The sequence below is a fragment of the Shewanella sp. UCD-FRSSP16_17 genome, assembly GCF_001675935.1.
Classification (GTDB): Bacteria; Pseudomonadota; Gammaproteobacteria; order Enterobacterales; family Shewanellaceae; genus Shewanella; species Shewanella japonica.
Genome location: NZ_LZFV01000049.1, coordinates 1 through 15,157 on the forward strand (window position 1 = coordinate 1; position 15,157 = coordinate 15,157).

Genomic DNA, 15,157 nt, shown 5'->3' on the forward strand with positions numbered 1-15,157 from the left:
GTTATCCCCCTCGACTGGGCAGATCCCTAGGCATTACTCACCCGTCCGCCGCTCGTCAGCAAAGTAGCAAGCTACTTTCTGTTACCGCTCGACTTGCATGTGTTAGGCCTGCCGCCAGCGTTCAATCTGAGCCATGATCAAACTCTTCAATTAAAGTTTTTTGAGACTAGGTCTCGGCTCAATGAATTCTGATTACATTATGCAGACTCGGAAGAATCTACATCCTGTTTGTTACATATTGCTATGAACACTCATCACTTACGTGATTCAGAAAATATTGATAATAATTTTGATTGCTGCATTCTTTACGAGAAAGAAAGAGCAATTTCGATTAACTCAACACCTGTGAGTGTCCACACAGATTACTTGATAAATTGTTAAAGAGCGAACTCGGTAACTAGCGTTTGACGCCTTGTTCCGTGTCAGTGGTTGCGCATTATAGGGAAATCATTTTATCCCGCAAGTGCTTTTCTTAATTAATTTATAAAAAAACGCTCAAAAGCACACTTTTTAAACGTTTCGAGCTAAAAACCATCAAAAAAGCTCGTTACAGCACCTTTCATAGCAATTTTATCGTTAACTAAGAGATGTTTTTATTACGACTTTAAGAAAGCTGGTACATCGGCAATGCTGTCTACTACTCCATCGGCAAGCTCAATACCCGCTTCATCAACGACTTTACCACTTCTCACTAATATAGCTGTGTTAATGCCCGCTGCTTTTGCAGCTCTCATATCATCAGCTTTATCACCCACCATAATTGAATTAGCCATATCAATTTTTAAAAACTTTGCTGCATCAAGCATCATTCCCGGTTTAGGTTTTCGGCAATCACAATCTTGCTTATATTCCCCAAGTCCTTTTTCTGGATGATGCGGACAATAGTAGATGCCATCTAATTCAACACCTTTATCTGCAAAGTTCCAATCCATCCATTCGGTTAAATGGTGAAAGTCATCCTCTGAGTACATTCCACGAGCAATACCAGACTGATTAGTCACCACCACGATTTTATAACCCATTTTCTTGAAAGCCAGGCAGGCTTCAAATACGCCTTCGATATATTCAAAGTCATCAACAAGGTGTACATAACCTTTATCAATATTAATGACTCCGTCACGATCTAAGAACACGGCTTTATTCACGGTACTATTACTCCTAAATTCTTTATTATTCTGATTATCCCATTACTGGAAAAATTATGCACTTGTATTATAAAAGGAAGATTTTTTAAGGTTGTACTTTATAAAGCGTTCAGTAAAGGTTACCCTTCCGTAGATATTTTGTGGCATTTATTAAGAAGTAATGAGTCAAATAACACCAATAATTCATAAAACACGAACTCAAGCAGTGGTAGAAGTCTTGCGTGAGCGCATATTATCTGGCTTTATCAAAGCAGGTGAGCCACTTAGACAATCAGCTATAGCTGAGCAGCTTAATGTTAGTCGAATTCCTGTGCGAGAAGCGCTTGTTCAACTAGAAGCTGAAGGATTAGTTAAATTCGAAGCACACAAAGGTGCAACAGCCACTGAACTTTCTGTTGAACAAGTCACAGAATTATTTGAATTAAGGGCTATGATTGAAACAGATCTTCTCGCGAAAGCCATTCCCAACTTGCAAGATGAAAATTTCGAACAAGCTGATCAAGTGCTATCTCAATTAGAGACTGCATTAAAGGAAAAAGACTCTGTGGCCACATGGAGCGAACTCAATACTCAGTTTCATACCTGTTTATACGAAGCCGCTAACAAACCGCATACACTTGAAGTCGTTCATGGACTGAACAATAGCTGCGATCGCTATATACGCTTACAGCTATTATTAACAGGCGGAATTCCAACAGCAGAACGCGAACATCGCGAACTGTTTGAGTTGTGCAAAAACAAAGATATCGATAAAGCGACCCAACTTTTACGCCAGCACATTTTAGGTGCAGCAAAGGCAATTAAGAAGCTAGTGATTCAACAAATAGACTAACTATTGCCTCTACGTCGTTTATCAAAAGATTAATTTAAAATTTATTTGAGAGAAAACCACATGCAGTATGCTCATATTACCGGTTGGGGAAAATGCGTCCCACCAGCAAAACTGACTAATGACGACTTAGCCACCTTCATGGATACTTCTGATGAGTGGATTAAGACACGTACTGGGATCAGCGAACGACATATTTCTCACGTTAACACATCTGAGTTAGCGACTGTTGCAGCTAAAAATGCACTCGCTGCTGCAGGTATTGACGGTAGTGAACTGGATTTAATCATACTTGCAACAGCAAGCCCAGACACCTTGATTCCTAATATTGCTTCTACTGTTCAAGCTAATGTAGGGGCAACATGCGGCGCTTTTGATATTAACGCTGCTTGTAGTGGTTTCTTATATGCCCTTGGTATGGGCAGCTCTATGATAAAAAGTGGCCAGAACAAGAAAGTGCTTGTTATTGGCGCAGAGCGATTATCTTTTTATCTAGATTGGTCACGACGTGAAACCGCCGTATTATTTGGCGATGGTGCAGGCGCTGTTGTTATTGAAGCTAGTAATGAACCAGGTGGTGTTTTAGGTTACGAGCTTAATAATGATCCTGCTGCACGTGATATCTTATCATCAGGTTTCGGCACCCAGATGGACCGATTTGATTCTGCATCTCTGGATTTCTTTATTAACCTAAACGGACAAGAAGTCTTTAAACGCGCGATTCATGGTATGGGTGGGTTAAGTACTAAGGTCTTAGCTAATTGCGACATGACCAAAGAAGACGTTGATTTGGTGATTCCACATCAAGCAAACGAGCGTATTATTGATACGTTAATCAGTCGAATGAAGATCCCTAAAGAAAAAGCCTTCGTCAACATTGCGAAATACGGCAACACGTCTGCAGCGACTATTCCTATTGCGATTTGTGATGCATTAGAACAAGGCCGCATTAATTCAGGACAAACTATTTTATCATGTGCATTTGGCGCAGGATTAACATCAGCGGCTCTATTATTAAAATGGGGTGAGCGAACAACTCCGATTAATGCACCTACTGCGGAGCTGCCTCCGTGTGAAGTTTCTGCACTTGAATTAATTAAACCTGCAGTAGAGTTTTTTACTAAGCGTTAAGCATTTTTAACCTTTAAGTATTTAACCAAACTCATTACTAAAAAAACCAGCCAAGTGCTGGTTTTTTATTTTAATCATCACAAATAACTACAATTAAATTGATATGAACTCCGATACGGCAAGTTTTTGAGTATCACCAATTGAATTCACTTGAGCAATAAAAAGCTCTGCACACGCAATTGCGTCAACCAATGCTGCATGACCTGAATAGGTAGGTAAACCATATCGCTGCCTGCAAGCATCTAAACGTAAACTTCCCTCTTTTAATACATCATGCTGACGAAGTAGCCGCTGTTTTTCAGTCGCTAAAGTATCGATAAAGGGTAACCGAATTTGCCTGTTATACACTTTAGCCAAATGAGATTGTATAAAGCTAATGTCCATTGGTGCATGATGAGCTACCAGAATATGTCCCTGAGTACGGTCAATAAACCATTCCATCGCATCAATTAGTGAGGCACCTTCAGACACATGTTGATCGACAATGCCATGTACTGTTGCACTTTGCCCTACACTCCCATCAATATTAACCATGCACTGCTGAGCTTTTGTTAAAGGGATTGAACATGGGATTGTATCTAATTCAATAGGCACTATTCCGATACTGATTATTTCATCTTTTAACGGGTCAAGCCCCGTCATTTCGAGATCCACGGCCATCAATCTCGATGTGGAAAGTGGTTTGTTTATCACATTTAAATACGCTTTTTGATAGTCATAAAGCTTATCTTTATGGCCAAACATTTCATAATGTAAACGYGCTTTAAGCCAGAGTTCATTCACAGGTTAAAAACTCCGCATAAATTTCATTCTAAGACCTGATTGAGCATCGTGAACGACTTTAAATGCATCACGTAACTGATGACGCATTAGTGATGACATTTGTTGTGGTTTTAAATAGTTAGTAACGTTTTGTTGGCTTGTATATTGCTCTCCTTGATTTGAAAGACGCATATGAGCTATAAATTCAAGCGCATCGGCGAGGTTGAGTGCATCCTTACGGTTTATGATATTGGCATCCATTAATGCACGAATTCGTTTTGGTGTATTCACTTCGGCAATACCCGCACTTAGTGCATAGACTCTGGCAATATCATTGATTAATGCGACGCCTTTGTGCTTTAAATCCATTCCTTTCACTTCACTGCCATCACGCTCAAGCACAAACTTTCTAAAAAAACCTAATGGCGGCGATTCCACTAATGAATTACCAGCCATTCCAGCGAGAAAGATATCGTTATCTTTAGTACGTTCAAGTACATGACTTTGCAATTGATCAAACAAGCTTTGTGGACCGTATACGGCACGCATATCAAAAAAGATACTGGCATGCATTAACGCTTTAGGCTCAGGAGAATTTAACCAGCTTTCAAAATGTTTTTGCCATTTATCAAGAGGTAAACGCCATTTAGGGTTTTGCGCCATAATATCCCCGGGGCAATAAACATAACCACATTTATCAAGCCCTTCACAAACCGCATGGGTTAGCGCATTAAAATAACCTTTAGCATGTTCATCAGGTTCATGAGCAAGTAACAATCCATTATCTTGATCAGAACAAGCAGCTTGATCTTGTCTTCCTTGAGAGCCAAATGCTAACCAACAAAAAGCCATCGGCGCAGCCCCTAGAATTTGCTGATTTAACACAATTAGCCTACGAGTTAACGCATCGGTGACTGAAGTTAGCACCCGACCAACTTCTTCAGCTCGCGCATCGGCACTTATGAGGTTTTGCAGTAAAACAGGGATTTGTTTACTGACCTGAATTAAACTAGCAATGTCATGTTGCCGCTCAATTTCTCCTATTAGTAAAAGAGGTTGCGAACTTTGACCACGTAATATATCTGTACTGGTCAAAATGCCGACAGGTTTAGTAACTTCATCATCGTTCACTTCATTCGTCATTATCGGCAAATGGTGAATACCGTGCTCACTCATCAATAGCATGGCTTCGAATACGAGATCGTTTTCAAACAATACTTTGGGATTTGCAGTCATTGCTTGATGCACTGCTAATGTACCGTCAAACCTCTCAGCTAAAACCCGATTTCGCAGGTCTCTATCAGTTAATATCCCGATTAGTTTGCCGTTATCTATCACAAGTACCGACGATACCCTAGCGACACGCATTTTTTTTGCAGCTTCACTTACACTAGCATAAGCATTAATCGTTAGGGGATCAGGTGACATCAAGCTGTTAATCCGACTCGTCGTTGTTAAATCCTTTGCCTTAAAACGAGCTTGATGGCGTAACCTTTTAGCAAAAGCACGATTAAAAAAGCGATCAAACTCTCGGCTTTCTTTTCGTAAGTAATTAAAGGTTTCAGGGTTTAAGTGATAAACCAGGCTATCTTCGAGAATTTGAACCTGATTACTGACTTTCTCACCCGATAACAAAGATGGAAAACCAAAATAATCCCCTTCTCCAAGTCTATCTAACAACTCACCTTCTTGATCCCGTACTTCAAAGGAACCAGAACGAACAATGTATAGTTGTGGATGAGACTCATCTAACGGGACCGTTCGGCTAACTTTGCTGTAATAGCCAATAGAGAGTTGCTGACAACATCGAGCTAAGTCTGATGAAGATAAAGAATCAAATGGAATTAACCCACTGATAAATTGTGTGATCGGTTGAAGTTCACTTGCGTCTTTCATAACACTCCATCATTTTCTCACCTCGATGAATTCACTATATGAAAAACCACTGCATGACACTATTCGACTTATGGCCAGTAACTTGATGTAAAATAATGTTTGGTTAAAAACAAAAAGAGCGCCGAAGCGCTCTTTACCGTTCAAGTTCATCTTGTTAGTGATCTTGAGCGCCACCAGCTCCTTTAGGGAAGCGAATAGACTCAACCATCTCAACAACATCTTGTGGTACATCTTTAGTCACTTTACTAACAGCGAATGCGACACCAAAGTTAATGAACATACCTACCATACCGAATCCTTCAGGTGAAATACCTAAGAACCAGTTATCGCTGACGTTAGCTGCAGGGTTCACGAATTTGAAGTAAACGATATAACCAGCAGTAAACAGTAGACCCGTTAACATACCAGCAATTGCCCCTTCCTTATTCACAGTCTTAGAGAAGATACCCATAATAATTGCTGGGAATAATGACGATGCAGCCAGACCGAATGCAATCGCAACAACCGCAGCCACAAAGCCTGGAGGATTAATTCCGAAGTAACCCGCCATGACAACACCTAACGCTGCGGCAATTCGGGCATACTTAAGCTCCTCTTTATCAGAAATATTGGGCATTAAGTTTTTCTTCAATAAGTCATGAGAAACAGACGTTGAAATTACCAATAGTAACCCTGCCGATGTAGACAGTGCCGCCGCTAAGCCACCAGCTGCGACTAATGCAATCACCCATGCTGGAAGTGAAGCAATTTCAGGCGTAGCAAGTACCATGATATCGCGGTCGATCTTCATTTCATTGGTATCGCCTTTAGAATAATAAATGTTGCCATCGTTATTTTTATCATCCCAAGTAATTAAGCCTGTTTTTTCCCAGTTTTTAATCCAGTTAGGTGCACTTTCATATGACACACCTGTAGATTCTGGACCATTGATTGTTTCAATCATATTTACACGTGAGAAAGCAGCAAGTGCAGGAATTGTTGTATACATAATCGCGATAAATACAAGCGCCCAACCTGCAGATAAACGTGCATCTTTTACTTTAGGTACAGTGAAGAAGCGCACGATTACATGCGGTAAACCCGCAGTACCAAACATTAATGCGCCCGTAATAAAGAACACATCAATCATGCTCTTTGAGCCTTCCGTATATTGGGAGAAACCGAGTTCCGCTGATAAACCATCGAGCTTATCTAAGAGGTAAACCCCAGTCCCATTACCGGCAGCATCAACAAGCTCAGCACCAAAACCGATTTGAGGTAAAATATGGCCTGTCATCATCACTGAGATGAAAATGGCTGGTACCATGAAAGCAAAAATAAGCACACAATACTGTGCAACTTGAGTGTAAGTAATCCCTTTCATACCACCAAGTACAGCGTAAAAGAACACCACTGCCATACCGATATAAACACCCGTTTCTACTTCAACTTCTAAGAAGCGGGAGAATACAACACCCACACCACGCATTTGACCTGCAATATAGGTAAAACAGATGAAAATGGCGCAAACGACCGCAACGGTACGTGCAGCTTGTGAGTAGTAACGGTCACCAATAAAGTCTGGTACGGTAAATTTACCAAACTTACGTAGGTAAGGAGCCATACACAGCGCTAGCAGAACATAGCCTCCCGTCCAACCCATTAAGTAAACTGAGCCATCATAACCAGTAAACGACACGATACCTGCCAGCGAGATAAATGATGCCGCTGACATCCAATCGGCAGCAGTTGCCATGCCATTCATTACAGGTGGAACCCCACCACCAGCAACATAGAACTCTTTAGTAGAACCAGCACGAGACCAAATGGCGATACCGATATATAGGGCAAATGTGACCCCAACAATGAGATAAGTTAACGTTTGAACATCCATGATTTATTCCTTAGTCTTCGTGTACGTTATATTTTTTATCTAAAGCATTCGCTTTCGCTACATACACAAAAATCAGTGCAACAAACACATACATGGCACCTTGTTGTGCAAACCAAAAACCTAATTTAAAGCCCATAAAGGTAATTTCGTTCAAAACATCTACGAGTAAAATACCGCAACCAAAAGACACGAATGCCCAAATTGCGAGTAACCCCAATACTAAGCGTAAATTTTCACGCCAATACCCCGTTGCCTTGTCTTCATTTTCAAAAGCCATTGTGACTCCCCTGTCTTAATTATTTTTAAAGTCGTTAGTTAATCTAGCAACTAAAAATGTGACGACAATCACGACCTTAGTCTAAAGGTGAACAAAATCAAAAAAGGAAGTCAACAACAAATCACTTTAAAAACAGAAACTTATAAAGGAACGGTATAAATAAATGGCATACAAGAGAGTTTTCTGAGTTAGACCAAGGTCGAATTAAAAATTGAAGAAAAGAGCTTGTGGGTATGCATACAAAGATAGAGAAGCGGTGTCATTAGCAGTTTGTCGTGCGTAGATAATCAAGAATAAGCTCACTCACGTTTAGTCAAAGCTTATAGAATGATTCATCCTTAATAGATCAAAGGCTTGTGCTACCTGAATAAGGCAGGTAATATTTTTTTATAATAATGACAAGGATGATTCATTGAATAAAAAATCCATCAATCTACAACACCTTATTTTAGCACTGGTTCTAGGTATCATTGGCTTTATCGTCAACTGTTACCCCATTCCTATTTTTGCCAACGTCCAGCTGGTCATGGGTAATACCTTTACGGTTGTATCTGCCGTTATTTTAGGCCCTTGGTATGCCCTATTAACAGCTGTTTTCAGTGCAACAGGTTTAATGGTGACTTGGGGAAGTCCTCATGTTTACTTACTGTTTTGTATCGAAGCGGTATTTATAGGTTTTATTCGCCGTAAAGGGGGGTACCCGCTATACGGCAGTGCCATTTACTGGATACTTATCGGAATGCCACTGACGTATTTATACATGAAAATAGTCAGTGATTTACCAGCAAGTCATATGCCGTTTGCCATCATTAAGCAAAGTATTAATGGTCTGATATATGCCTGTTTAGCTTCTTTAATTATTGTATTGGTCCCTAAACTTTGGCAATTTAATGGCCAAGTCACAGCAAAAAAAAGGCGTTCATTCAATGCTCAAGTAACCTACTTTATGACATTGATGATCACCTTATGCTTACTTATCTCTGCCCTTAGTTTTAATTATCTGTTTTTAGAAAAGCAGCAACAGCTATTAAAGCAAAACTTAACTGATACGACGCAACATTTAAGCTCTGCAACCGAGCAATACATAGACGATCACAAAAAGGTGATTGAATACGCAGCCAACTTTCTCAGTTTAGCCAATACCACGAACGACGAATGGCAGCCAATGCTGAGTCAACTGCACACAAGTTATCCTAGTTTCATTACCATGTTGATTGCCGATAGCAATGCGCAAGTCAAAGCAGGTAGCCCTGGTGTTATGATGCTGGACGAAAAAAACAATATTAAAAATATGTCGATAAGTGACCGGGATTACTTTATTCAATCCTTCCATAATCGCCAATTATATGTCTCATCCGTATTCAAAGGGCGTGGATTTGGTAGTGACTCAATCATMGCTATCAGTGCGCCGTTTTACCAAAATAATAATCAAGCACAAGTTGCTGGTATAATTGAAGGTTCCTTGAATTTACAGTTTTTCGCTAATATCGATAATCAAAATAGTTATGGTGAAAAAGAGTTGCTGGTACTTATAGATGACAATAAAAAAATCATTTATGCATCCTCAGAACTTGAGCTCAATGAAGAAGATGAATTTACTTACTCTGATGATAAAGGCGCATACCATATTGCGTTAAATACCATCAATATTCGTGATCTTAAATCCACTTCGCCAGAACATGTATTTGTAAAAACACGCCTTAATAATGGTTGGGAGTTATATGTATTAAAACCCCTCTCACCATTACTTAAAACTGCCGAACAGCAAATGTTAGGCACCTTTTTGATGCTGATTATTTCAATTATTTTCACCTTTATCATTTCAAGAAAGGTGTGCCAATTATTAACAGCGCCACTCGAAATCGTCGCTAACCAATTTGGTAATATCAATAATGATGATTTAAAAAGCCAAGTGCTGGATGAAAACTCGTCTAAAGAAGTATTTAACCTCTACCAGCGGCTCACTAACAGTAAGCGTGAACTTCTAACACATCAGCTAGAACTTGAAGAGACGGTGGCAATCCGCACTGATGAATTAGAGCAAGCCAACAAAAAGTTACTTGCCTTAGTGGATAAAGATCCATTAACGGATCTTAAAAACCGCCGTTATGCTGAAGATAAATTTGATGGCTTATTAGATTTTTGCTTACGTGGTGAACATGCAATTACCATAGCAATTCTTGATTTAGACTTTTTTAAGCAGGTCAACGACACCTATGGACACTTAGCAGGAGATGAATGTTTACGTACCGTCTCAAGTTTACTTAAGCAAGAATTTAAGCGTGATACGGATATTGTAGCTCGCTATGGTGGGGAAGAGTTTTTACTTATTTTACCGATATCAAATGCCCTTAAAATTGAGCATCATTTAAATCAATTCAAACAAAAGTTAGCAGCGCTTGTGATTACTTCTCCAACAGATCAACAGCAGTTTTCTGTGACCACCAGTATCGGCGCAATTACTGCTAATGCCAGCTTTTCAACTGACATTGATGTATGGATTAAAGTGGCCGACGATAATCTGTATGCGGCCAAAGAACAAGGTCGAAATAAAGTTATCATTAATGTGATTAATGAGTAAGACGGTTATACCTATGGGTTTATAACCTCATCCATTTTATTAAGCATATACGGGTAAAATGGATTCCACTTCTGACGTAACATTTCAGCAGCAGGGATCCCAAATAAGCCACGTTCGCCAGTAAAAATAGCTTGGCCAATTTGAATGTGGCTCACCTCTTTCAAAAAATCTGGACCATACAAAGGATCCGCTTTAGGGAAAGGTAAAGCCACGTGAGATAAGGAATATACCCCACGTGGCCATTCAAATGGTAGCGCTTCACTTGTCAAGGATTCAGCAGAAGCTAATCTTGTCTCTTTTACAAAGTGCTCACGGTCAGTATCATTTTCAATCAAGGTCAGTTGATAACCCATTGGCTCTTGTAACCATAGCTTTGCCATTTCATCCATTGGGTCATTAATAATTAACTGATGATTATTAGGATTTCGATTAATATCAAAAATAACTAACTCGTGTTGTTTTGAAGGTAAGTATTGATAGAGGTTATTCACCACTGCATTGGAAGAAACGGTATCATCAGCGAGCGACTGGAAAGTTAAAATCGGTGCTAAAGAGCCTAATTGCTCAGTTGAAAATGATTCAATAATTTGATGGTTTCGCTGAGATAATTGATAAACAACATCACCAGCGTTAACTGCAAAAGAGCTATATTTAAACGGGTCGTACTCAACTGAAATACTGTTCCAAAATAACTTTTCATAACCTAAAAACCGGCCTAACATTGCTTGCCATTTAGCACCTGCTGCAATGGGTTGTAGCCCTATTGCAGGGGAAAGAAAAATCATACCTTGATAGTGCGTTTCATTGCCTCTGGCAATGGCTTCTAACTCAATGTTTAACGCTAAGGCTGCCCCCGTTGAAAAGCCAACCACGTATAACGGCTTACCATTAAGTTGTTGCTTCATATGCTGCGTCGCCAAATCTACAGCGCTAGCTAAATCAGGCCAAGTAATACCGGTTAATCCTGCGGGAATGGTGCCATGTCCAGGTAGCCTTAACCCCAAAACATGAGCATTTTTCTTAAAGTGTTTAGCAAGATGAGACATTGCATAGGGTGAGTCAGACATACCATGGATCAGTAAAACACCAAACTCAGCATCGGCTTTTTTCCATTCAAACGAGCGATTCCAGTTATAATTCCATCCATTGGGATCAGATAAGCTACCAGTTTCATACCGGTTAATGACAGAAGGCGTTTCTGGCGAGTAACTTTGATAAATTTTATTCTCAATTTCACTGAACAAGTCACTTTCGAGCGACAGATATCCAGCAAAGTTTTTTAACCCCAACTGCTGATGGTATTCGTGTTTTAGTTCAGTTGTGTGCCAGATATCTAACTCGGCTCTGGCATTTAATAACCAAACTAAAATCGCAATAAAAACGATAATACTGCCGATAAAGCCATAAACAGCAAAAAATAGAAGTTGCTTTGTTGAGCCGATCACAATCGCTTTCATTGATCTTTCCTTGAACACTAAGCGCTTTGTAAATCTGTGGCTAAAAGACACATCTCGCTGCTTAATGATATCGTTACACTTATCCGATTCTATAGACTCATGTTTGCCTAAAAGCCTATTCGAGTCTAGAGATTAATCATGATAATCTAGTAAAAATGAGTGAATTAACAGACATTAAAATGACATCAGACCTGTCACCAACCAATAATGAACAAATAAAATTTGGCCATAAAAATGCCAAAATGGCGTTTTATTTACCAACTGCACCTATCATCCCAACAGACACTGAACTCACGCTGGCTGATACCAGTAAGATAATCGAACTTAATGGTAATCATTGGCGTAAAATCTTTACCATCATGGCCAAAATTACCGCCGAGAATAGCTCAGYCGATTGCTGGAAAAAACGAAGAGCAGATTTGTTTACGACAAAAAGTGAAGCACATGACTCAACATGTTTAATCATCAATTCAGCAGGTTTAGACCCGCATGCAGAAGTGCATATTTTATGTGGCCAGGTGACTTATGAACGATTACAACATTCAATAGAAACGCATATGGGCCTGAATTGGCAAGATGAGTTAACAGAACTGGGTGAAAAACAAAAAGTAATGGCGCATAAGCAAGTCCTTATTGCGCCATATTTAGATTATCGACAGTTTCCTAACCAGCTCATAGAAGCAGTGAGAGACTACCTAAAACAATATTGAACTTATCACTAATCATAGATTGTTGGGATAGGTTGACGCTTGTGTTGCGTGCGCTTGTATATCGCGACCAACTTATCTTCAACATGACTCTCTACGTCTTTCCCTTCTAAAAAGTCATCAATTTGATCGTATGTAAGGCCTAATGCCACTTCATCTTCAAGTTGTGGCTTATCATCTTCTAAATCTGCTGTTGGTGCTTTTTTTACTAATATCTCAGGAGCACCTAAGAAACTTGCAAGCTGTCTGACTTGACGTTTATTAAGACCAAACAATGGTGCTAAATCACACGCGCCATCTCCGAACTTAGTGTAAAAACCAGTAATATTCTCAGCGCTATGATCGGTTCCTACGACTAAACCACCCGTTAATCCTGCAATATGATATTGAGCAATCATGCGCATTCTGGCTTTCACATTACCTTTAACAAAATCAAGATTTTCATTGTTGCTTACCGCAATGCCTGCCTCTTCTAAACCAGCCACTGTCGCATTATGTACACCGACAACGCCATCAGCAATATTAACAGTAACTTGTTTAGATGGCTGAATAAACTGACACGCTAATTGAGCCTCATCTTCATCTTTTTGCACTTGGTAAGGCAGGCGAACAGCAATAAATTGATAATTTTGATCAGGGTTGTCAGCGTTTAAGCTATCTACAGCTAACTGACATAATCTACCTGTAACCGATGAATCAACACCACCACTAATACCTAGTACCAAACTACGTGTATGTGCTTCAACTAACTTGGTTTTCAAAAATGCGACACGACGTTCGACTTCATAAGCTGGTTCAATCGCCTTAAGTACTTTCATTTCTCTTAAGATTTGTCCCTTCACAACGCTCTCCAATTTCTGTAGTCAATGCTGTTTTATTTACCCGATGGTACTTACAATGAGGTATTTACGCTCTAATTGGTATCCTACTGAATTTTACCACAGGTACCAAGTACTACTTATGCAATTTAAGTGCAATTTACGTAATAAAAAGGCGAGCATATTACGATGCTCGCCTTTCAATTTATGCTGTAAATTTAACGTTCCCAGTATGACTCTTCAAGACTATCTTCACGCTCTGGTAAGCCACGAGAAAGTCTTGGACTATGTTGTGCCAAAACTTCATAGGCTACACGGTTTGCGTATTTACACACTTGTGAGAATGACGAGTAACATAAACCATCACGTTGATGTTTACTTGAGCCAGGTACATTTGTCTTATGGAAGGTATTGGCAGATAAGTCATGTAATAAGGCCGCTAATGCTCCGTCACCTGCTCCGTTAGTGTTTCTAATCAGTTCAGGCCCGCCCATGTATGGTGAAATATGTGCGAAGACTTTAATCGGAGTTTCACAATCTGCTTTTAATTTCGGGCGAGAAAACTCATAGCGGTTAAATTCAGGGATAGCGCCAGGTAATAGAGTATGACTGGTTGCTCGCTTTTCTGAATCTTCTGCGTAGCCCGCAGTATATAAACCCAAAGGCCCTGCGGTACAAAGTACCATGTCACACCATTCAAGTGCCGCATCAGCAGCCAATAGTGGGTCGCTAAAGCCTGTTAACGCTTCGCCTTCATCTTCATTCATTGCCAAAATAGTCACATTTTCACGAATAAAGTTTTGCCACCAAGTTGGATCTTCTTGAATAAGGAAGCGGGTGCCCAATGTCAATACGACTGGAACCTCTGCAGCTTTTGCATATTCAATTGCTTTCATTGCAGCGGATGTCATGCCATCACCTTCACTGGCGCGCATTAAATAGGCTGTAATAACTAGCGCAGAACTCCCCTGAATGACTTCTTGATTAATATATTCTGGGGTTAACTTATCCATTGAGCCTTTACTGATAGCAAAGGTACGCTCACCATTTTCAGAAATTAACGTAAAACAACGACCGATAGGACCATCTACAGGCTGTAAATAGTTTAAATCTACCTTTGATGAGGTATTACATAAATAACGATAGGCGTAGCTCCCTACCATAATATTCTGGCTCATCACCCCGAATAACACAGAACGGTCATCCGCTAAAATTGAATAGTTATGAACCGTGTTACCAATGGTACCACCAGCAAATTCATCGCTGATCATCTCATTGTTTTTTAACTCGTTATAGAGTTCATGGGCTTGTTGGTCATCAATAAGGGTTGAGTTACCTTTTGGTAAACCATAACGCTCTAATAGTTCGTCTTCTACTTTGGCTTCAATATCCACCAAGGTTTGATCGATACCGCAAATGTAAGTTGAAAAAGATTGCTCTTGTTGGGTTAACTGAGCCAGTAATGGATCTCTGTTATTTACCGGGAAGTAATGCTTAGATTTGCGTTGACCAGGAAACTTCATCTTAAACTCTCTGAGTAGGCATCCGTGCTTAAAAGGATTGTGGATTGAACAGCATTTTATGCTTTATACCAAACGCTAATTTTAACACAAAAACAATCAACACCAATACTGATGTCAATCTTTGTCTCTTTTTGTGACAACTATTTTATTTATGCCAT

12 protein-coding genes and 1 rRNA gene are annotated in these 15,157 nt (G+C 39.8%); 4 read left to right on the top strand and 9 right to left on the bottom strand.

Features of this window, described 5'->3' with window-relative positions:
* Together A9267_RS20375 and gmhB are read right to left on the bottom strand one after the other, a co-directional pair.
* A 16S ribosomal RNA gene (locus A9267_RS20375) occupies positions 1–153 on the bottom strand; the annotation flags it as partial.
* A gap of 443 nt (positions 154–596) precedes the next feature.
* Positions 597–1,145: a D-glycero-beta-D-manno-heptose 1,7-bisphosphate 7-phosphatase gene (gmhB, locus tag A9267_RS20380; RefSeq protein ID WP_065110554.1), complete on the bottom strand. Its 549-nt coding sequence runs from the start codon at positions 1,143–1,145 to the stop codon at positions 597–599.
* Positions 1,146–1,305: 160 nt separating this feature from the next.
* Here gmhB and A9267_RS20385 point away from each other — a divergent pair, with 160 nt between their 5' ends.
* Together A9267_RS20385 and A9267_RS20390 are read left to right on the top strand one after the other, a co-directional pair.
* Positions 1,306–1,977 carry a GntR family transcriptional regulator gene (locus A9267_RS20385; protein ID WP_055024625.1) on the top strand — a complete coding sequence of 224 codons (672 nt, stop codon included), beginning with the start codon at positions 1,306–1,308 and terminating at the stop codon, positions 1,975–1,977.
* Positions 1,978–2,037: 60 nt separating this feature from the next.
* The gene (locus tag A9267_RS20390) at positions 2,038–3,105 is read left to right on the top strand and encodes a ketoacyl-ACP synthase III (protein WP_065110555.1); all 1,068 of its coding nucleotides are present in this window, start codon (positions 2,038–2,040) and stop codon (positions 3,103–3,105) included.
* A 93-nt stretch (positions 3,106–3,198) separates the two neighbouring features.
* Here A9267_RS20390 and A9267_RS20395 read toward each other — a convergent pair whose 3' ends face one another.
* From A9267_RS20395 to A9267_RS20410, 4 genes are all read right to left on the bottom strand, one after another.
* On the bottom strand, positions 3,199–3,888 hold the full coding sequence (locus tag A9267_RS20395) for an exonuclease domain-containing protein (RefSeq protein ID WP_065110556.1): 690 nt from the start codon (positions 3,886–3,888) through the stop codon (positions 3,199–3,201).
* Between the two features lie 3 nt (positions 3,889–3,891).
* Complete coding sequence (locus A9267_RS20400) at positions 3,892–5,763, bottom strand: DUF294 nucleotidyltransferase-like domain-containing protein (protein WP_065110557.1); 1,872 nt, start codon at positions 5,761–5,763, stop codon at positions 3,892–3,894.
* A gap of 154 nt (positions 5,764–5,917) precedes the next feature.
* On the bottom strand, positions 5,918–7,636 hold the full coding sequence (locus A9267_RS20405; protein WP_055024628.1) for a sodium:solute symporter family protein: 1,719 nt from the start codon (positions 7,634–7,636) through the stop codon (positions 5,918–5,920).
* 10 nt (positions 7,637–7,646) lie between these two features.
* Positions 7,647–7,913 carry a DUF4212 domain-containing protein gene (locus A9267_RS20410; RefSeq protein ID WP_055024629.1) on the bottom strand — a complete coding sequence of 89 codons (267 nt, stop codon included), beginning with the start codon at positions 7,911–7,913 and terminating at the stop codon, positions 7,647–7,649.
* 412 nt (positions 7,914–8,325) lie between these two features.
* Between A9267_RS20410 and A9267_RS20415 the strand changes: the two genes are divergently transcribed.
* Positions 8,326–10,494: a diguanylate cyclase gene (locus A9267_RS20415; RefSeq protein WP_231919235.1), complete on the top strand. Its 2,169-nt coding sequence runs from the start codon at positions 8,326–8,328 to the stop codon at positions 10,492–10,494.
* Positions 10,495–10,505: 11 nt separating this feature from the next.
* Here the strand turns inward: A9267_RS20415 and A9267_RS20420 are convergent, their stop codons facing one another.
* A complete protein-coding gene (locus tag A9267_RS20420; RefSeq protein WP_065110559.1) occupies positions 10,506–11,951 on the bottom strand; it encodes an alpha/beta hydrolase in 1,446 nt (481 codons plus the stop codon).
* A 179-nt stretch (positions 11,952–12,130) separates the two neighbouring features.
* On the opposite strand from A9267_RS20420, the gene A9267_RS20425 reads away from it, so the two are divergent.
* Positions 12,131–12,661: a DUF6942 family protein gene (locus tag A9267_RS20425; RefSeq protein ID WP_156669217.1), complete on the top strand. Its 531-nt coding sequence runs from the start codon at positions 12,131–12,133 to the stop codon at positions 12,659–12,661.
* An 8-nt stretch (positions 12,662–12,669) separates the two neighbouring features.
* Here the strand turns inward: A9267_RS20425 and nadE are convergent, their stop codons facing one another.
* Positions 12,670–13,500, bottom strand: coding sequence for an ammonia-dependent NAD(+) synthetase (gene nadE, locus A9267_RS20430; RefSeq protein ID WP_065110561.1), 831 nt, complete (start codon positions 13,498–13,500; stop codon positions 12,670–12,672).
* 194 nt (positions 13,501–13,694) lie between these two features.
* On the bottom strand, positions 13,695–14,999 hold the full coding sequence (locus A9267_RS20435; RefSeq protein WP_055024641.1) for an inosine/guanosine kinase: 1,305 nt from the start codon (positions 14,997–14,999) through the stop codon (positions 13,695–13,697).
* Between the last annotated feature and the right edge of the window lie 158 nt (positions 15,000–15,157).

Excerpts from the sequence above, each read along its gene's own strand:
- A9267_RS20385 (WP_055024625.1), top strand. The coding sequence starts at position 1,306 with ATGAGTCAAATAACACCAATAATTCATAAAACACGAACTCAAGCAGTG.
- A9267_RS20390 (WP_065110555.1), top strand. The coding sequence starts at position 2,038 with ATGCAGTATGCTCATATTACCGGTTGGGGAAAATGCGTCCCACCAGCA.
- A9267_RS20400 (WP_065110557.1), bottom strand. The coding sequence starts at position 5,763 with ATGAAAGACGCAAGTGAACTTCAACCGATCACACAATTTATCAGTGGG.
- A9267_RS20405 (WP_055024628.1), bottom strand. The coding sequence starts at position 7,636 with ATGGATGTTCAAACGTTAACTTATCTCATTGTTGGGGTCACATTTGCC.
- A9267_RS20410 (WP_055024629.1), bottom strand. The coding sequence starts at position 7,913 with ATGGCTTTTGAAAATGAAGACAAGGCAACGGGGTATTGGCGTGAAAAT.
- A9267_RS20420 (WP_065110559.1), bottom strand. The coding sequence starts at position 11,951 with ATGAAAGCGATTGTGATCGGCTCAACAAAGCAACTTCTATTTTTTGCT.
- A9267_RS20435 (WP_055024641.1), bottom strand. The coding sequence starts at position 14,999 with ATGAAGTTTCCTGGTCAACGCAAATCTAAGCATTACTTCCCGGTAAAT.